Genomic DNA, 17,518 nt, shown 5'->3' with positions numbered 1-17,518 from the left:
CTACTCCCTCGGAAGGAGCGGCCCCAGCGGCCCGAGGTCCAGATTCAGGTCCTCGGGCCGCAGCCCGTAGCGCTCGCGCAGTTCGGCCATACGGTCGTCGAGGAGCATCAGCGTGAGGCCGATGCGTTCCTCCTGGTCCTCGTCCAGCTCTCCGGTGTCGAACCGGCGCACGGCCTGCCGCTCCATGAGCTGCCGCAGCAGCTCCACGACGGTCAGGACGAGTTTGATCAGGTCGCGTTCCACCGTGTCCGGCTCGAGTTCCAGCCGGTTCTTCCCCGCTGTCCGCTCCCGTCCCGGCTCCCGCTCGCTCACAGCAACTCCTCGAAGGGGGAGGGCACTTGCTCGTTCACCGAGCTGATGAGTGCGTTCAGGTCGATGCGGACGAGATCGACGTCCGCGATGCGCAGGGTGAGGTCCCCGGTGATGACGACCCCGCCCGCGAGCAGCCGGTCGAGCAGGTCGACCAGGGCGACCTCGCGGCGTTCTACGACAGTCACAGTCCCGCCTCCCCCGCCATGTCGTCCCCTTCGGCCTCCATGCCCGCGAAGGAGTACGCGGCCCACGGCCCGGTGAGTTCCACGCGCATGCCGGACTCCTCGCCCTTCACGCGTTCCACCAGTTCGACGAAGGCCTCCGAGTCCGCCCGCGGCACCAGGTAGGCCGCGTTGAGTACGTTGCGGCCCGATTCCTTGGAGAGCGCGGAGTTCTGCGGTGCGTGCAGCCGGGCATCCTCCGCCTGCTCGCAGAGCGTGTCGTGCAGCCGTCGCGCGAACTTCTCGGCGCTCTCCCACATCTCTTCGTGAGCCCTGTTGCGCTGCCGGCGCTGGCGCAGATAGTCCCGGCCCGACACGGCCTTCTCGGGCTCGGCCGCCGGGCGGGCGGCCTCCGCGTCGGCGTAGATCTTGACGCCCCATTCCACGCGGCCGTCGAGCCGTTCGAGCGTGCGCCTGAGGGAGTCCTCCCGTGCCTCCATCATCGCGCGCACCCCCGCGTCGTCCCGGAACACCGTGGCCAGGCGCAGCGGCAACGGCGTGGTGACCGCCGTGAGCGCGTCGATCACGGACTGGTGAGCGCGCGCGGTCGCGCTCAGCCAGTCCAGGTCCTCCAGATGGCGCCGCAGCGGCTCCTCGGCGAAGTCCTGCTCCGGCACGGTGCCGACCACGGCGATCAGGCCGTGGTGCGACACCTGGCCGGGTGGCGCGCCGTCCACTCCGGTCACCTGCGCCTGAAGCGCCGCGTCGAAGGGCCGGCAGATCGCGTAGACGTACCGCAGCCCACTCATGCGCTCTCCTCCGCCTCGCCGCGCCTCGTCTCGCCCTGCTCCACCTTGCCTTGCTCCGTCCTGCCCTCTTGTCCGGTCCTGCTCTCCTGCTCCGGCCTGCCGCGTTCCAGTTCGGCGACATGGGCGCGCAACTCGGCGTTCTCACGGGTGAGTTCGTCACGGCGTGCGCGAGTGGAAAGCGCGGGGTCGTCCTCCCACCAGTCGATCCCCATCTCCTTCGCCTTGTCGACGGAGGCGACGATGAGCCGCAGCTTGATCGTCAGCAGCTCGATGTCGAGCAGGTTGATCCGGATGTCCCCGGCGATCACGATTCCCTTGTCGAGCACGCGCTCCAGGATGTCGGCGAGGTTCGCCCCGCCGCCCTGCCCGTACGGCTCCGGCATCCGACCAGCCATAGTCATCGACGACTCCCGCTCGCCGCGGCGTCTTCGTCGTACTTCGCCTCGTCGTCCTCGTACTCGTCCTCTTCCTCGCCCTCGTCATACTTCGCTTCGCCCTCGTCCTCCTCGTCCTCGTAGGACTCCTCGGGCAGCTCCTCTTCCTCGCGCTGGTCCTCGTCGCGCGCTTCCTCGTCCTCGTAGGACTCCTCGGGTCGTTCCTCTTCGCCCTCGTACTCGTCCTCGGCGACGTCCTCCCGCTCGTCCTCGGCCTGCTCCTCCGCGACCGCGTCATCGTGGCTGTGGACGACCTCGCCGTCGCGGATCTCGCCGCGCCAGCCGTCTTCCGCCTCGCCCTTGATGGTGATGAACCGCGCGAAGTTCTTCAGGTCGAGCCGGGCCCGGCGGCCCTGGGCGCGCCAGATGTTGCCGGTCTTCTCGAAGAGACCCTTCGGGTAGTACTCCAGGACCAGCAGGACGCGCGTGAGGTTCTCGGCCAGCGAGTGGAAGGAGACGACGCCCTTCGTCGTGCCCTTCGCGCCCTCCGAGGACCACGCGATCCGGTCGTCCGCCACCTGTTCCGTGGTGTGGGACTTCCAGCTCCGGCTGGACCAGAAGACCTTGGCCTGCCAGTCGGAGGTGGTGTCGTCGGCGCGGTTCGCGTTCTTGACGCCCTTGGCGAAGGTCCCGAAATCCTGATACTGCGTCCACTGGTCGTAGGCCGTGCGCAGCGGCACGCCGACGTCGACGAACTCCATGATGACCGTCGGCTTCTTGCCGGCCCCGCTCTTGCGACGGCCCTTGCCGCCGCTCATGTTCTTGAAGGCGCCGACGACACTGTCCTTGGCCCGGCCGGCGCCGATCTCCACGGCGGACCGCAGCGGCCCCTTGCCCTCGGCCAGCTTGCGGCCACCGTCGCGGGCGAGCTTGGCGAAGCCCGGACTGTTGCCCTCGGCGATGTCGTTGAGCTTGCCCGTCGTCTGGCCGAGCTTGTGGCCCACTCCGACGAGCAGGCGCTGGGCCTGGGCGCCGAGATACTCCTGGACCTCTGCCTTCAGCCGGTCAGCGGCCTCGCTCTGCGCGATGCCGGTGAGCGGATTGTCCTTCGCCTTGCCCGTCGCGGACTTCACGGTGTCAGTCATCGCGGCCCCCATCCTTCTTCGGCAGCCGGGCCCCGGTGGCACGGCGTCCGGACGTCTTCGCCGCGGCCCTGGCGGGGGCCTTCTTCGCCGTCTTCTTCGCAGGGCTCTTCTTCGCCGCCGACTTTCCGGCGGGAGTCTTCTTGGCGGCCGCCTTCTTGGGGGCGGCCTTCTGCGCGGGGGCCTTCTTCCGCGACCGGGGCCTTTCGTCGGGTTCGTCCTCGGACTCCCCCTCCGCGGTCCCCTCGCGGTCCCGCTCATCGCGGTCGTCCCGGTCGTTTTCGTCCTCGTCGTCGTACTCGTCGTACGCGTCGTCCGGCTCTTCCGCGTCTTCCTCGCCACCGCGGCCCGGTATGTCAGGTTTCACGCCCGCGAGCTGGTCCCGCACATCCGCGGTCCGGCCGTGCAGCCGGTCGGCGAGACCCGAGATCTGCCGCTCGACCAGCGCTCCGGACGCGGCCTTGCCGACCCCGCGCATGTCCTCGCGCAGCTGATCGCCGATCTCCTTGAACTGCGGGTTGTTCTGCAGCTGTTGAGACAGCAGGTCGCCCAGGGCACGCGGGCTCAGATTCATCCGCTTGCCGGCCACCATGGTGCCGACCGCGAACGCCAGCTTCATCTTCTTCGTACGTCCGAGGACGTATCCGGCCCCTACGGCGAGGCCAAGTCCGACTCGATTCATTGTGTCGTCCCGTTGTCGGTTCCCGCGCCGGTGCGCAGGCCAATTTCCAGACGGTCGAGCAACTCGTCCTCCCTGCGGTCGAATTCCTCCTCACCGATCTCGCCCGACTCGAGCTGCTGCTCGAGAAGGGCGAGTTCGGACCGGACGGTGGCCGGGTCGTAATACAGGCGCTCGGCTTCGGCGAGTACCTGGCTCACCGCCCAGAGGCCGCCGCGCACCGGGGCGAGCGGCAGCATCAGTACTTCGCCGATGAGTCCCATGTGCTACTCCCGGCCGGCCTGCGAGCTCGCGGACTCCGGCGAGGCCCCGGCCGGCTCGGCGGGGCCGGGCTCGACGAAGCTGTAGGGCGGCAGCGGGCCGTTGACGCGCAGTTCGATGTGCGGGTGGGCCTTGCGGGCTTCCTCGACGGCGGCGAGGAACACCTCGGCCGACTTGCGCTCCACGAGGAACGAGAGATTGGCCAGCCACCCCGTGGACTCGGGTCCCACGCTGACGGAGTGCGCCGCCGGCTCCAGGGCGCGGTGCAGTTCCACCGCGTCCTCGGCCTCGCGGGCCTGGAGCGCGGCCACCACCATCTCGCCGAGCTGCAGCTTCTGCTCGTAACTGCCCCCGCCTGCCTGGCGGTTGGCCTCGGCGAGCGCCTGTACCTCGGGGTTGTCCGCCATCACACGGTGCAGTGCGGCCTGTTCGTCGTGGCTGGCCTTGACGTTGTACTCGACCTTGCCGGCCAGCGTCGAGAGCCGCTCCTGGTAGTGCTCGGCGCGCTCCGCGAGGACGCTCGTGACGGCCGCGTCGTCGGGGGCGACGTTTCCGAACCGCATGGGAAGGACCGGACCCGCCGCGCCCGCCTCGCTCAGCACGTTCTGATGGGCCAGCAGGTCGTTGCGCTTGGCGCGCAGCCCGTCGGGGGCGTCACTGACGATCGCCGCCAGGTCACCTTCCTTGATGATGCGCACGGGGCGGGCCGGCTTCCCCACGCCTTCCATGCCCTCGGGGAGCGAAGGGTGCGAAGCCGCGGTGATGCCGTAGACGTACGTGCTCATTCCTGCTCCTCCTTCCGGCGCGCCGACGTGCTCTTGCGGGCGCGCGGGCGGGACTCCGACTGGCTCTCTTCACGGGACTGCTTGAACGCGTCGGAAATGGTCTCGGCCGCACCGGACAGGGCGCCCTTGGACTTGCCGCGCGCACCGGATTCGGTGATCTCGCCCATGAGGTCGGGGAGTCCGGGGTTCTTGTGCGGGCCCGCCTCCAGGTCGAGGCGGTTGCACGCCTCTGCGAAGCGCAGATAGGTGTCGACGCTGGCGACCACCACACGCACGTCGATCTTCAGGATCTCGATGCCCACGAGCGAGACACGCACGAAGGCGTCGATCACGAGGCCACGGTCGAGGACCAGCTCCAGGACGTCGTACAGACCACTGGTGCCGCCCGATCCGCCGGATTGTTGTGCAGGGACAACGGTCATGCCGATCGACCCTCCTTAGTCTGGGATGTTGTGGACATTTCGCTGGAAATCGCGACAGCCGCTTAGCGGCCGCCGGCCTTGCTGCCGTCGGCGCGACCGCGTTCGTAGCGGCGGACGCGCCGGTAACCCCGGAGTTCGCCCTGCGGGTCGCACTCCACCCGATAGCTCGCCAGGAGGCTCATCGTGTCCGGCACCCGGGTGAGTTCCAGGACCTCCACCTCCAACGTCCAGCCGTCCTCGGTCTGTTCGAAGGACGACACGGATTCGGCGGTCATCCCGGTCAGCTCGGCGAGCTGGCTGCAGGCGATGCGCAGGACCTCCGTGAGGCCCGGGCTGCGCTTCGCGCTGCCGCTTTCCCCATTTCCGGTTGAATTCCGCGAGTTTTGTGAACTCGCCTTCTTCTTCTCTGGATCCGATGATGTGTTCAATACCGTCACCTCGATTTCCCGAGTGGCCCGTAAGTCGTTGGCCAAACATCCGTGTCCGGGGTGTCGAAAATCACTGTCCCCAGCGGTGCGGCGGGTCGGGCTCCGCGCCGCCCGGGTGTATCGCGTCCACGGTCGGCGGCGCCACCGGCCGCTCGGGCGTCGGCGGCGTCACGGGCGGCGGGGTCATGGCCGGTCCGTCCACGGAGGGCAGGTCCGCGGACGGGTGTTCGGGGGAACTCCGGTCGGTGGAAGCCCGGTCCGGGGAATGGCGGTCCGCGGAAGAGCGGTCCGCGGCAGGGCGCGCCGCACTTCGCAGCAGATAGGCCACGCCACCGAGCACCACCGCGGTGATCAGCGCCGCCGCCCAGTCGGGCAGCGCCAGAGCAAGCGCGAGGCCGAAGGCGAGTGCCAGTGCGGCGCCGGCGTAGAGGCCGACGGCTCCCGCACCCGCGTACAGCGCGGCCTTGCGGCGCTGCCCACGCGTCTGCTCCCTCAGTTCGTCCCGTACGGCCTCGCGGGCCGCACGCGTCAGTTCATCGACGAGGCTCTTGTCCAGATGCTCCAAACGATTCATGGCGCCCGAGTACCCGTCCGTCCGGGCGCGTAACGCCCTGCCCCGGCCTGCGCTCGCCGTGCCGGGTGGCTTGTTCGAAGGCGTGCCCGATCCGCAGAACTCGTAAGTCGCAGCGGTGCGGCCCAACGATCTGCAGGCCGACCGGCAGTCCGCCCGGAGTGAAACCCGCGGGCACGGACAGGGCCGGGCTGCCGGTGGCGGACACCAGGTACGCCGAGCGCATCCACTCCAGGTAGTCCTTCATCGGCACCCCCTCGACGTTGTCCGGATACTCCAACTCCAGAGGGAAGGGTGGCACTTGGCTGGTCGGCAGGATCAGCGCGTCGTACCGGTCGAAGAACTCCCGCACCCGGTGGAACAGCCGCCCTTGCAGCACGGTGGCCCGCTCCAGGTCGACACCGGTGAGCGCGCGCCCCTGTCGTACGTTGTGGACCAGGCTGGGTTTCATCCGGTCTCCCGCGCTCTCCACGAGCGCGCCGAGCGCCAGGTGGAACTGCCAGGCGCGGAAGGTCCGGAACACCTCGTCGGCGCCGGTCAGTTCGGGGCACGCCTCCTCGACCACGCAACCCAGGTCGGCGAAGACCGTGACGGCGGACGCGAGTACGTCCCTGACCTCGCGGTCGACCGGCACCGCTCCTCCCAGGTCGGGAGACCAGGCGATCCGCAGCCCCTTCGGATCCCGTTCCAGCGGACCGCCGAACGCGCTCCCCGGCGTCTCAAGGGCGATCGGCGAGCGCGGGTCGGGGCCGGCGACGACGGAAAGAAGGAGGGCCGCGTCGGCGACCGTGCGCGCCATCGGCCCCTGCACGGCCATCGTCGACCAGGGTGCGGTCTCCGGCCAGCTCGGCACCCGGCCAGGCGAGGGGCGCAGGCCCACCACGTTGCAGAACGACGCGGGGTTGCGCAGCGAACCGCCCATGTCGCTGCCGTCGGCCAGGGGATGCATGCCGCACGCGAGCGCCGCCGCCGCTCCCCCGCTGCTGCCACCCGCCGATCGCCGGAGGTCGTACGGGTTACGGGTCGCCCCGAAGACCGGGTTGACAGTGTGCGAACCGGCCGCGAACTCGGGCACGTTGGTCTTGCCGAGGGTGATCGCCCCGGCGGCGCGGATCCGCTCGACGATCAACTCGTCCCGGGCCGGGACGTTGTCGGCCAGGAGCGGCGTCCCGTAGGTGGTCCGGATGCCGCGGGTGTCATGGGTGTCCTTGTGGGCGACGGGCAGCCCGTGCAGCGGGCCGAGCGGCCCACCGCGCGCGGCGGTCTCGTCGGCGGCGTGCGCCTCGTCGAGCGCGCGTTCCGCCACGAGCGTCACCACCGCGTTCACGGGTCCGTTGACCTGCTCGATCCGGTCCAGGTGCGCCCGGACGACCTCGCGCGCGGACACCTCGCGGGTGCGGATCCTGACGGCGAGTTCGCGGGCGGTGAGGTGGACGAGCTCGGGGGGCGGGGGGAATGGGTGAGCGTCCGCGGCTTCGGCGGATCGGTGCGTTTCGGGGCTCATGCGACACCTTCGGCTCGGGGCGGCGGAGATCGCGACGAGGCGGAGTATGCCCACGCCGCCGCGCCGGTCATCCGTTCCGCACCAGAACCCTCGCCACAACGCTACGTACGTCCTGTACATTTTTTACAGGAAGTCTTGGGGAGCAGCCGACCCCGGCAGAGGAGAGACGCGCCATGAACCGACCGATCGCCCGTTATGTCCTGCCCGAGTTCACCGAACGCTCCAGCACGGGGCAGCGGACGCTGGACCCGTACTCGAAGCTGCTCGAGGAGCGCATCGTCTTTCTGGGGACGCCGATCGACGACACGTCGGCCAACGACGTGATGGCGCAGTTCATGCACCTCGAATACCTGGCGCCCGATCGCGACATCTCGCTCTACATCAACTCCCCGGGCGGCTCGTTCAGCGCGATGACCGCGATCTACGACACGATCCAGTTCGTCACCTGCGACGTGGCGACGACCTGCCTGGGACAGGCCGCGTCGTCGGCCGCCGTCCTGCTGGCCGCCGGCACCCCCGGCAAGCGGTCCGCGCTGCCCGGCGCCCGCGTGCTGATCCACCAGCCCTCGCTCGCCGAGCCGATCCAGGGCCAGACCTCCGACCTGGCGATCCAGGCCGACGAACTCCTGCGCACCCGCGCGCGGCTGGAGAAGCTGCTCGTCCAACACACGGGCCAGAGCGCCGAACGTGTCGCGGCCGACATCGAGCGGGACAAGATCCTCGACGCGGCCGAGGCAGTTGAGTACGGCCTGGTGGACCGAGTCATCGCCAGCCGCAAGTCGTCTTCGCGCACTCCGAACCCGCACACCCCGGACGCGGGGTGAACCGCCGATGCTGCCGCCCGAACTGCCCCCGCTGCCCGCTCTGACCCGCGCCGAGGGCGAGTTGATCGACCGGTACCTCGAAGTGGTCGACCTGCTGGGCCGGATCAACCCCGGCCGCGCCTCGGACACCTACGGCGGACTGCGTGCCGCCCAGGCCCTGGTGGCCGGCGCGACCGCCCTGCGGGACGCGCTGACGCTCATGCATCAGCGGGGCGAGAGCACCGTGCACGCGCCGACGTTGGCCCGTGCGCTGCGCGTTCTCGACGGGGAGCGGCGGACAGGACGGGTCACCGTGCCGCCCCCGTCGGCGTCCTGAGCGCCCGTCACCCGGGCCCTCGAACTCAGTTGTGTCCGGGGCCGATCTCAAACGAACCAAACGGGCTACCTCGTTCGGCGTAGACATCCGTCCTTTTTTGAGACGTCTTCAGTTGCGTCAGTTGTGTACGCGTGAGCCGGAATTACTCGTTCCGGTGCTGGTCGAACGATCATCCGGTGCCCTCTCCGCTCCCCGAATCCGACCTTGTCCACCCGAACGGTTCAGGCGTGAGGAGCCTCACAAAACACCGTTTCGACTCGGAATTCGTGCCCTTGACGGGTCAAGATCCCTTCCGACGACAAGCCCCCGCCACCACGGCGGGGCGGTCCGAGCGGACGCCAAATCCTGCCGCCGCCCGGATGACCGGTCGACATCTGTGCATCGGCAGGAGTGGAGGACCCAGGCATGACGGGTCGGTCCGGAAAGTCCGGACGACGGCCCTTGGGGTGAAGCCGCACACAGCGGCCGGGCAACTTCGCCAGCCCGAATCCGACAGGTCATCCTTCACAGGCGGTTGACGAAGGGTTGCGCATGACCGCGCTGAATCATGTCCCGTCGCTGCTCACCAGGGCCGGATCCGTGTCCGCCCTCACGCTCGCCGTCGTAGGCGGCACCCTCGTGGCCCCAGGGCTCACGTCGGAGGCAGAGGCGGCCACTCACGGGACGAAGGCGCTCAAGATCGCCGCCGCCAAGAAAGGCTCCCCGTACCGCTACGGAGCGACGGGACCGAACCGGTTCGACTGCTCGGGCCTGACCCAGTACTCGTTCAAGCGCGCGGGCAAGAAACTGCCGCGCACCGCCGGACAGCAGTACAACAAGACCCGCCACATCTCCGCGTCCAACCGAGTCCGCGGTGACCTGGTCTTCTTCCACTCCGGCCGGAACGTCTACCACGTCGGCATCTACGCGGGTAAGGGCCGCATCTGGCACGCCCCCAAGTCGAACACCGTGGTGCGGCTCGAGAAGATCTGGACGAAGAGCGTCTGGTACGGCAGGGTGCGCTGATCTTCCGTCACCGGCGGTCGGCCGGGCGGCGGTAGCGGTGGCGGTGGCCTCACGGCCGCCGTCACCGCCCGCCCGGCCCGGCGCGGCCCCCGCCCGGCCCTCTGGTCGGCGCGCCCGCCAGGCGTGGGGCGCGTGGGCGCGGATACTCGTGCGCCATGGCCGAAAACAACAGCTCTCACACCTCGGACGACCCACCGCGCAACGAGACGCGCTTCGAGCGCGCCGACCGCAACTTCGCGGAGCTTCTCCAGGAGCTGCGCGTCACGCAGGCCGGGGTGCAGATCCTCTTCGCCTTCCTGCTGACGCTCGCCTTCACCGAGCGCTTTCCCTCCCTCGACACGATGCAGCGCACCACCTACGTGACCACGCTGCTGCTCGCCGTGCTCGCCGCGGCGCTGTTCACCGCTCCGGCCGCCGTGCACAGGTCGCTCTTCCAGCAGCACGCCAAGCCACTGATCGTGCGCGTGTCGTCCCGCCTCGCCGGCATCGGTCTGACGGTCCTGGTGTTCGCGGTCTCCAGCGCCGTGCTCCTGGTCGTCGACGTGGCGGTGGGCCGGACCGGCGGGATCATCGCGGGGGCGGGCACGCTGGTGGTGTGCGCGGGCCTGTGGGGGCTGCTTCCCCTTCTGGTGCGCCGCGCGCGCGACGAGGGAGATGCGGACACGTCGGACGACGTCAGGCCGTCAGCGCCTCGGTGAGGAGCACCAGGCCGAGGACGCTCAGCGCGACGCCCGTGCCCCCCTCGATCGCACGGGCCGTACGCGGCTTGCGCAACCACCGCCCGAGCCGGTCGACAAGGAGCGCGACGACCGGGAACCACACCAGGGCGAGGGCCACGATGATCGACGCGAGCAGCAGTGTCCTGGGCATCGCGGGGCTGCCCGCGGGCACGAACTGCGGCAGCACGCTGAGGAAGGTGATGGGCGCCTTGGGATTGAGGGCGTTGGTGAAGAAGCCCTGACGCAGACTGCCCCCGACCGCCTCCTGCCGCGCACCGTCCCGGAGGCCGAAGCTCTCCAGCGGCCGCGCCGCCGACCGCAGCGCGCGACACCCCAGGTACAGGACATAGGCCCCGCCCACGACCTGCAACGCCCTGAAGAGGGTGGGGACGGCCGCGAGGACCGCCGCGACCCCGGCCACCGCGAGCGCCGTGTGCACCACAAGCCCGCCCGCCACACCGATCGCGCAGGCGACTCCGGCGCGGCGGGAGGTGAGGGCATTGCGCACCACGACGGCGAAATCGGCGCCCGGCAGCGCGACCATGCCCGCGGCGACGCCCGTGAAAGCGACCAGTTGTGCGTCCATGGCGGCAAGCCTGCCGTTCTCGTGCCTTCAGCAGGTATGTGGAATATTCTGGGTCTGCCTTAAGCAGTTGTTTACCCCCGTCGTTTACCCCGCCACCGGGAGAGACCATGTACGACCCCACGCGGCTCGCCGCACTGGTGGCCGTCTCCGAGGCCGGGTCGATCACACGCGCCGCCGAGCGCCTCGGCTACACCGTGCCCGCCCTCTCCCAGCAGCTGGCCAAGCTCGAACGTGAGGCGGGCACCGCGCTCCTGGTGCGGCATCACCGCGGGGCACGGCTGACCGGAGCGGGCGAGCTGCTGCTCGCGCGGGCTCGCCGGGTCCTTGACGAGATGGAGCAGGCCCGGCACGAGCTGGCCCGGCTGACGGGCCTGACCGGCGGCAGGCTTCGCGTGGGCACCTTCACCACCGCCGGAATCCATCTGGTGCCGCCCGCGCTGACCGCGTTCCGCCGCGCCCATCCGGACATCGAGCTGACGGTACGGGGCTACGAACCGCCGCTCGGCGTCGCTGCCGTGGCGGCGGGCGAGGTCGATCTGGCCCTCACGCACACGTATGAGCCCACGGATCCGGCACCGCTGCCCGCGTCCGTGAGCGCGGAGCCGGTCCTGGTCGAGGAGCTGGTCCTGGTGACCTCGCCCGGGCACGTGCTCGCGAGCGGCACCTCAAGGCTGCCCCTGAGCGAACTCGCCGGGCAGCCGCTCATCAGCATGGCGCCGACGCACCCGCCCCGGCAGGGCGTGGAGTCCGCGCTCGTCCGGGCCGGTGCGACCCCCTCGGTCCTGGTCGAGACTCCGGGCTACGCGCTGGTGTGCGCGCTGGTCAGCGCCGGGCTCGGCGTCGCCGTCGTACCGGAGATGGTGGCGCGGACGGCTGCCACCCCGGTGGGGACGAGGCCGCTGGAGCCGGGCAGTCTGCGCCGCACGATCTCGGTCGTCCACCGCACCGATCAGTCGCATCCGGCGGCGGACACCTTCCGGGCCCTGCTCCGGGGGGCCTTCGGCCGGTCAGTGGGGTGAGGTCGAGGTCGAGGGGGCCGCTGCCTCGCCGCGGACCGGCGCGGTCCACGGCAGTTCGATCCAGACCGTCTTGCCGCCCTCGGCAGTGGGCGTGACGGAGAGTCTGCCGCCGCACTCCGTTGTCAGCCAGCGGATGATGACCAGACCACGGCCGTTGTCCTGCTGGACGGCGGCGGGCAGCCGCTTGGGGTAGCGGGGGTGGCTGTCGGTGACACCGATGCGCAGCTGCTCGTCCCGGTCCAGCTGGACGTCCACCCGGAAGGTGGGCGACTCGCCCCGGGTGTGCTGGACGGCGTTCGTGGCGAGTTCGGAGACGATGAGCCGGACAGTGTCGGCCTCTTCGGTCTCACTCGGCAGGCCCCACTCGGCCAGGACGGTCGAGACGTATTTCCGGGCCGCGGAGACCGAGGCAGGATCGCTCGGCAGGGTGACGGATGCTTCCTGAAGGTCTGCCATGGCGACGTTGTCCCTTTCCCACCGGGGCTCGGCTCCGACTCGTAGCGAAGGCCCGAGGACAGTCCCGGAATGGTGCTTCGAATCAGCCTGCCACTCTTGGGCCCCTCAGAGGTGGCCATCCACCAAGATGTGCATATATCTGTCGCTCAAAGCGGTGAACTCTGCTACGAGAGACCATATTTGGGCGCGGGTTCGGCACTTCCTCTACTGTCGCCCCTGAGCGGCCCGGGGGAGGCCGAAAAGAAGCGCTCCGTCGGGAAGGAGACGGACATGCCGTACGGTCCCGCGGTGCGCCGCCGGAAACTCGGCGCCGAACTGCGTGCGCTGCGCACGCACGCCGGGCTCACCAGTGGCCAGGCGGCGGACCGGGTCGGCTGGCATCAGTCGAAGGTCAGCCGGATCGAGACCGGCCGTAGCAGCGTCAAGGCGGCTGACGTAGGGCTGCTGCTCGATGCGTACGAGGTGCGGGACCCTCAACTCCGCCAGTTGCTGGTGGCATTGGCGGGCTCGGACGACGACGGTGGCCGCCGCCACTGGTGGCACGCCTATCGCGAGCTGTTGCCGCCCGCCTACCGCGACTTCATCAGTCTGGAGTCGCAGGCCTGTCGGATGCGCACCCTGGAGACGACCGTCGTACCGGGCCTGTTGCAGACGCCGGACTACGCGCGTGCGGTGACGCGGGCGGCGCTCGACGGCCTGCCGGACCAGCAGGTGGACACGCTGGTGGAGGTGCGTCTGGCCCGTCAGGACGTGCTGCGCACGGCCCCGCCGCTACGACTGAGCGTGATCCTGGACGAGGCGGTGCTGCACCGGCCGGTGGGCGGCGGCACGGTGCTCGCGGGTCAGTTGAAACGGTTACTGGAGGCGGCGCGGCTGCCCCACGTACGGCTTCAGGTCCTGCCGTTCGCCGCCGGAGAACACGTGGGCCTCATCGGCCCTTTCGTTATTTTCTCATTTCCGAACATTGCTGATCTGGATGTGGTTGTTCTCGACCACTTGACGAGTAGCCTCTACCTCGAACGGAAAGAAGACCTCCAGGCCTACACCGAGGCCTTCAACTCCCTTCAGAGCAAAGCCCTTTCACCCGAGGAATCAACGGATCACATCGCCGGGATACGTGACGGCGCGTAAGGGGGCACCATGACGGCACTGCCTCGACACGTACCTTCCAGCACATCTCTGCACGGCGCACGGTGGTACCGCAGCAGTCGCAGCAACGGCATGAACAACTGTGTGGAGACAGCCTCGCTCGCTTCAGGGCCGAAGCAGGGGCTGCTCGCCGTGCGCGACTCGAAGAACACGGCGGGGCCCGCCCTGCTCTTCTCGCCCGCGACATGGGAGGCCTTCGTCCACGGCCTCCGGTGACTACCGGGGTGCGGTGCGGCTGATCACTCGTACGGCATCGGCGATCTGTTCGTCGGTGAGATCCGCTCGGGCGGTCAGCCGCAGCCGCGAGATGCCGTCGGGCACCGACGGCGGACGGAAGCAGCCGACGGCGAGCCCCGCGCCCCTGCAGTCGGCCGCCCACCGCACGGCCGCCTCCGGTGAGGGTGCGCGCACGGAGACGACGGCGGCGTCGGGACGTACCGCCGAAAGGCCTTCCGCCGTGAGGCGGGTCCGCAGCTCGGCCGCGACGGCGCGAGCCCGTGCGGCGCGCTCCGGCTCCCGGCGCAGCAGCCGCAGGGCCGCGAGGGCGGCGCCCACGGCGGCGGGCGCGAGCCCCGTGTCGAAGATGAAGGTCCGCGCCGCGTTGACCAGATGGTCGATGACCTTGGCGGGCCCGAGGACGGCGCCGCCCTGACTGCCGAAGGACTTCGACAGGGTGACCGTGGCCACCGTGTGGGACGTGCCCGCGAGCCCGGCCGCCTGCGGGGCGCCCCGGCCGCCGTCGCCGAGCACGCCGAGCCCATGGGCGTCGTCGACGACGAGAGCGGACCCGAACTCCTGGCAGGCGGAACTGAGTTCGGTCAGTGAAGCCGCGTCTCCGTCGACCGAGAAGACCGTGTCCGACACGACGATCGCGGGACCCGCGTGAGCGTCCAGTGTCTTGCGCACCGCTTCGGGATCGGCGTGCGGCACCACCTGCGTCGTGCCGCGGGCCAGGCGGCAGCCGTCGATCAGCGAGGCGTGGTTGCCCGCGTCCGAGACGATCAGCGAACCGTGCGGGGCGAGGGCGGTGACGGCGGCGAGGTTCGCGGCGTACCCGGAGGAGAGGACCAGGGCGGCCTCGAAGCCGCAGAACTCGGCGAGCTCGCGTTCGAGTTCCGCGTGCAGTTCGGTGGAGCCCGTCACCAGGCGGGAGCCGGTCGCCCCGCCTCCCCAGCGCCGGGCCGCGGCCGCCGCGCCTTCGGTGATCTCGGGGTGCCTGGCCAGGCCCAGATAGTCGTTGCTCGCCAGGTCGAGAAGGTCCCCGGCGTCGGCGGGGCGGGGACGCAGGGTGCGGACGAGTCCGGCCCGTGCGCGCAGGCTCGCCTGCTCGTCGATCCAGTCGAACGGCGAGCTCGCCATGGGGTCCCCTCCGGGTCGTCGGCACTGGCCGGTTTGTAGACAGTGCACAGACCCTAGCCGTCCGGCCACCGGGCCAGGATGTGGCAATACCCACACCTCTCAGCGTTTCTGTTGTGCGAAGTCTCCTTGGAAAGCGAGGCTCTCGTACGTAAGGATCAGCGCCATGGATCTGCTGAACACGCTGGTGGACAAGGGGCTTCGGCGCGAGCTGCCGACCCGTGACGAGGCGCTGGCCGTGCTGGCCACCTCCGACGACGAGCTTCTCGACGTGGTTTCCGCCGCCGGGAAGGTACGGCGGCAATGGTTCGGGCGCCGGGTGAAACTCAACTATCTGGTCAACCTCAAGTCAGGGCTCTGCCCCGAGGACTGCTCGTACTGTTCGCAGCGCCTCGGCTCGACGGCAGGCATCCTCAAGTACACCTGGCTCAAGCCCGACGAGGCCTCGCAGGCCGCGGCCGCCGGGGTGGCGGGCGGCGCCAAGCGGGTCTGTCTGGTCGCCAGCGGGCGCGGTCCCACCGACCGCGACGTCGACCGGGTCTCGCAGACCATCGAGGCGATCAAGGAGCAGAACGGCGGCGTCGAGGTGTGCGCGTGCCTCGGGCTGCTCTCCGCGGGCCAGGCGGACAGACTGCGCACGGCGGGCGCGGACGCGTACAACCACAACCTCAACACGTCCGAGGGCACGTACGGCGAGATCACCACGACCCACACGTACGCCGACCGCGTGGACACCGTGCGGCAGGCGCAGGCCGCGGGACTCTCCGCCTGTTCGGGACTGATCGCGGGTATGGGCGAGACGGACGAGGACCTGGTGGACGTGGTCTACGCGCTGCGCGACCTCGACCCCGACTCGGTGCCGGTCAACTTCCTGATCCCCTTCGAGGGCACGCCGCTGGCGAAGGAGTGGAACCTCACCCCGCAGCGCTGCCTGCGCATCCTCGCCATGGTCCGCTTCGTCTGCCCCGACGTGGAGGTCCGCATCGCGGGCGGTCGCGAGGTGCACCTGCGCTCGATGCAGCCCCTGGCGCTGCACCTCGCCAACTCGATCTTCCTGGGCGACTACCTGACCAGCGAGGGCCAGGCCGGCAAGACCGACCTGGAGATGATCGCGGACGCCGGTTTCGAGGTCGAGGGCACGGACACGGTGACGCTGCCGGAACACCGCGCGGACGCCATCGCGGCCGCGGGGTGCGGGTCGCACGGCGAGAGCGGGGGCGGCTGCGGGCCGTGCGGCTCGTCGGAGCGCGAGCCGGCACCGGCCGAGGCCGCCTCGGACGAGACGTCCGAGGCGCGTACGGACCTGGTGGCGGTACGCCGCCGGGGTGCGGGAACGGATCTGGCGCCCAATGCCTGACCTCTCCGTTCCCGAACTGCTCGATCTCGACCGTCGCCACGTGTGGCACCCGTACGGCCCCATGCCCGGCCGCCAGGAGCCCCTGGTGGTCGAGGCGGCGAGCGGCGTGCGGCTCCGACTCGCGGGCGGAGGCGGCGAGTTGGTGGACGGCATGTCCTCCTGGTGGTCGGCGATCCATGGTTACAACCACCCCGTGCTCAACGACGCGGTGCGCGGTCAGCTGGACCGGATGAGCCATGTGATGTTCGGCGGGCTCACCCATGAGCCCGCCGTGCGCCTGGCGAAGCGTCTTGTCGACATATCTCCGGACGGGCTCGAGCATGTCTTCCTCGCGGACTCCGGTTCGGTGTCGGTCGAGGTCGCGGTCAAGATGTGCCTGCAGCACTGGCGCTCGCTCGGCCGCCCGGCCAAGCGGCGGATGCTGACCTGGCGCGGCGGCTACCACGGGGACACCTGGCAGCCCATGTCGGTGTGCGACCCCGAGGGCGGCATGCACGAGCTATGGCAGGGGGCGCTGCCCCAGCAGGTGTTCGCGGACGCGCCGCCCGCGGGCTTCGAGTCGTACGACGACGCCTACGCCGACCATCTGCGCGAGGTGATCGGGCGCCACGCCGACGATCTCGCCGGTGTGATCGTGGAGCCTGTGGTGCAGGGCGCGGGCGGTATGCGGTTCCACTCCCCCGCCTATCTGCGGGTCCTGCGGGAGGCGTGCGACGAGCATGACGTGCTGCTCGTGTTCGACGAGATCGCCACGGGGTTCGGCCGCACGGGCGCGCTGTTCGCCGCGGATCACGCGGGGGTCACGCCCGATGTGATGTGTCTGGGCAAGGCGCTGACCGGAGGCTATCTGACGCTGGCGGCGACGCTGTGCACCTCGCGGGTCGCGGACGGCATCTCTCGCGGCGAGGTTCCGGTCCTGGCCCACGGCCCGACGTTCATGGGCAATCCGCTCGCCACGGCGGTGGCCTGCGCCTCCATCGAGCTGCTGCTCGGGCAGGACTGGCAGAGCGAGGTCAAGCGCATCGAGGCGGGCCTGCGCGACACGCTGGCCGAGGCGGCGGAGCTGCCGGGTGTACGGGACGTACGCGTGCTCGGCGCGATCGGCGTCGTGCAGCTGGACCACGACGTGGACATGGCGGCGGCAACGCGCGCCGCGACGCGCGAAGGGGTGTGGGTGCGGCCGTTCCGTGACCTCATCTACACGATGCCGCCGTTCATCACGAGCGACGACGACGTGACACGGATCGGGCGCGCGGTGTGCGCGGCGGCGAAGGAGGGCTGAG

General features: G+C 70.2%; 24 protein-coding genes and 1 riboswitch. Of the genes, 9 read left to right on the top strand and 15 right to left on the bottom strand.

Annotated features, from left to right (window positions below):
• The 12 genes from AB0I94_RS20235 to AB0I94_RS20180 form a co-directional block, all read right to left on the bottom strand.
• Positions 1–312 carry a gas vesicle protein K gene (locus AB0I94_RS20235; RefSeq protein ID WP_363310946.1) on the bottom strand — a complete coding sequence of 104 codons (312 nt, stop codon included), beginning with the start codon at positions 310–312 and terminating at the stop codon, positions 1–3.
• Complete coding sequence (locus AB0I94_RS20230) at positions 309–497, bottom strand: gas vesicle protein (protein ID WP_160509195.1); 189 nt, start codon at positions 495–497, stop codon at positions 309–311. Before AB0I94_RS20230 ends, AB0I94_RS20235 begins: the two co-directional genes overlap by 4 nt.
• Entirely contained in the window at positions 494–1,282 is a 789-nt protein-coding gene (locus tag AB0I94_RS20225) for a GvpL/GvpF family gas vesicle protein (protein WP_363310945.1), read from the bottom strand. The genes AB0I94_RS20230 and AB0I94_RS20225 overlap by 4 nt, the downstream gene beginning before the upstream one ends.
• A complete protein-coding gene (locus AB0I94_RS20220) occupies positions 1,279–1,683 on the bottom strand; it encodes a gas vesicle protein (protein WP_363310944.1) in 405 nt (134 codons plus the stop codon). Before AB0I94_RS20220 ends, AB0I94_RS20225 begins: the two co-directional genes overlap by 4 nt.
• The gene (locus AB0I94_RS20215) at positions 1,680–2,801 is read right to left on the bottom strand and encodes an SRPBCC family protein (protein WP_363310943.1); all 1,122 of its coding nucleotides are present in this window, start codon (positions 2,799–2,801) and stop codon (positions 1,680–1,682) included. Before AB0I94_RS20215 ends, AB0I94_RS20220 begins: the two co-directional genes overlap by 4 nt.
• On the bottom strand, positions 2,794–3,480 hold the full coding sequence (locus tag AB0I94_RS20210; RefSeq protein WP_363310942.1) for a DNA primase: 687 nt from the start codon (positions 3,478–3,480) through the stop codon (positions 2,794–2,796). The genes AB0I94_RS20215 and AB0I94_RS20210 overlap by 8 nt, the downstream gene beginning before the upstream one ends.
• Entirely contained in the window at positions 3,477–3,740 is a 264-nt protein-coding gene (locus AB0I94_RS20205; RefSeq protein WP_363310941.1) for a gas vesicle protein GvpG, read from the bottom strand. Before AB0I94_RS20205 ends, AB0I94_RS20210 begins: the two co-directional genes overlap by 4 nt.
• A 3-nt stretch (positions 3,741–3,743) precedes the next feature.
• Positions 3,744–4,523, bottom strand: coding sequence for a GvpL/GvpF family gas vesicle protein (locus AB0I94_RS20200; RefSeq protein WP_363310940.1), 780 nt, complete (start codon positions 4,521–4,523; stop codon positions 3,744–3,746).
• Positions 4,520–4,945, bottom strand: coding sequence for a gas vesicle structural protein GvpA (locus AB0I94_RS20195; RefSeq protein WP_363310939.1), 426 nt, complete (start codon positions 4,943–4,945; stop codon positions 4,520–4,522). Before AB0I94_RS20195 ends, AB0I94_RS20200 begins: the two co-directional genes overlap by 4 nt.
• A 62-nt stretch (positions 4,946–5,007) precedes the next feature.
• A complete protein-coding gene (locus AB0I94_RS20190; protein WP_363310938.1) occupies positions 5,008–5,373 on the bottom strand; it encodes a gas vesicle protein in 366 nt (121 codons plus the stop codon).
• A gap of 70 nt (positions 5,374–5,443) precedes the next feature.
• Positions 5,444–5,947, bottom strand: coding sequence for a phage holin family protein (locus tag AB0I94_RS20185; protein WP_363310937.1), 504 nt, complete (start codon positions 5,945–5,947; stop codon positions 5,444–5,446).
• Positions 5,907–7,448: an amidase gene (locus AB0I94_RS20180; RefSeq protein WP_363310936.1), complete on the bottom strand. Its 1,542-nt coding sequence runs from the start codon at positions 7,446–7,448 to the stop codon at positions 5,907–5,909. The genes AB0I94_RS20185 and AB0I94_RS20180 overlap by 41 nt, the downstream gene beginning before the upstream one ends.
• A gap of 173 nt (positions 7,449–7,621) precedes the next feature.
• Between AB0I94_RS20180 and AB0I94_RS20175 the strand changes: the two genes are divergently transcribed.
• From AB0I94_RS20175 to AB0I94_RS20160, 4 genes are all read left to right on the top strand, one after another.
• Entirely contained in the window at positions 7,622–8,272 is a 651-nt protein-coding gene (locus AB0I94_RS20175; RefSeq protein ID WP_363310935.1) for an ATP-dependent Clp protease proteolytic subunit, read from the top strand.
• Positions 8,273–8,279: 7 nt separating this feature from the next.
• A complete protein-coding gene (locus AB0I94_RS20170) occupies positions 8,280–8,588 on the top strand; it encodes a hypothetical protein (protein WP_363310934.1) in 309 nt (102 codons plus the stop codon).
• Between the two features lie 336 nt (positions 8,589–8,924).
• Positions 8,925–9,116, top strand: a riboswitch (cyclic di-AMP (ydaO/yuaA leader).
• 3 nt (positions 9,117–9,119) lie between these two features.
• Positions 9,120–9,593: a C40 family peptidase gene (locus tag AB0I94_RS20165; protein ID WP_363310933.1), complete on the top strand. Its 474-nt coding sequence runs from the start codon at positions 9,120–9,122 to the stop codon at positions 9,591–9,593.
• 155 nt (positions 9,594–9,748) lie between these two features.
• On the top strand, positions 9,749–10,291 hold the full coding sequence (locus AB0I94_RS20160) for a DUF6328 family protein (protein WP_363310932.1): 543 nt from the start codon (positions 9,749–9,751) through the stop codon (positions 10,289–10,291).
• On the opposite strand, the gene AB0I94_RS20155 is transcribed toward AB0I94_RS20160, so the two are convergent.
• Positions 10,269–10,898: a LysE family transporter gene (locus AB0I94_RS20155; protein ID WP_363310931.1), complete on the bottom strand. Its 630-nt coding sequence runs from the start codon at positions 10,896–10,898 to the stop codon at positions 10,269–10,271. The two genes, AB0I94_RS20160 and AB0I94_RS20155, sit on opposite strands and share 23 nt — an antisense overlap.
• Before the next feature lie 107 nt (positions 10,899–11,005).
• On the opposite strand from AB0I94_RS20155, the gene AB0I94_RS20150 reads away from it, so the two are divergent.
• Entirely contained in the window at positions 11,006–11,917 is a 912-nt protein-coding gene (locus AB0I94_RS20150; RefSeq protein ID WP_363310930.1) for a LysR family transcriptional regulator, read from the top strand.
• On the opposite strand, the gene AB0I94_RS20145 is transcribed toward AB0I94_RS20150, so the two are convergent.
• A complete protein-coding gene (locus tag AB0I94_RS20145; protein WP_363310929.1) occupies positions 11,906–12,373 on the bottom strand; it encodes an ATP-binding protein in 468 nt (155 codons plus the stop codon). The two genes, AB0I94_RS20150 and AB0I94_RS20145, sit on opposite strands and share 12 nt — an antisense overlap.
• 270 nt (positions 12,374–12,643) lie before the next feature.
• Between AB0I94_RS20145 and AB0I94_RS20140 the strand changes: the two genes are divergently transcribed.
• Together AB0I94_RS20140 and AB0I94_RS20135 are read left to right on the top strand one after the other, a co-directional pair.
• Positions 12,644–13,504, top strand: a complete 861-nt coding sequence (locus tag AB0I94_RS20140) for a helix-turn-helix transcriptional regulator (protein ID WP_363310928.1) — start codon at positions 12,644–12,646, stop codon at positions 13,502–13,504.
• 9 nt (positions 13,505–13,513) lie between these two features.
• On the top strand, positions 13,514–13,738 hold the full coding sequence (locus AB0I94_RS20135) for a DUF397 domain-containing protein (protein ID WP_249585990.1): 225 nt from the start codon (positions 13,514–13,516) through the stop codon (positions 13,736–13,738).
• On the opposite strand, the gene AB0I94_RS20130 is transcribed toward AB0I94_RS20135, so the two are convergent.
• Positions 13,739–14,881, bottom strand: a complete 1,143-nt coding sequence (locus tag AB0I94_RS20130; RefSeq protein WP_363310927.1) for an 8-amino-7-oxononanoate synthase — start codon at positions 14,879–14,881, stop codon at positions 13,739–13,741. It lies immediately after the preceding gene.
• 163 nt (positions 14,882–15,044) lie between these two features.
• Between AB0I94_RS20130 and bioB the strand changes: the two genes are divergently transcribed.
• Positions 15,045–16,235, top strand: coding sequence for a biotin synthase BioB (bioB, locus tag AB0I94_RS20125; RefSeq protein WP_363310926.1), 1,191 nt, complete (start codon positions 15,045–15,047; stop codon positions 16,233–16,235).
• Positions 16,228–17,517, top strand: a complete 1,290-nt coding sequence (locus tag AB0I94_RS20120; protein ID WP_363310925.1) for an adenosylmethionine--8-amino-7-oxononanoate transaminase — start codon at positions 16,228–16,230, stop codon at positions 17,515–17,517. The genes bioB and AB0I94_RS20120 overlap by 8 nt, the downstream gene beginning before the upstream one ends.
• The last annotated feature ends 1 nt before the right edge of the window (position 17,518 follow it).

This window comes from Streptomyces sp. NPDC050147 (assembly GCF_040660195.1).
Lineage (GTDB): Bacteria > Actinomycetota > Actinomycetes > Streptomycetales > Streptomycetaceae > Streptomyces.
This window is presented reverse-complemented; position numbering and strand designations above follow the sequence as displayed.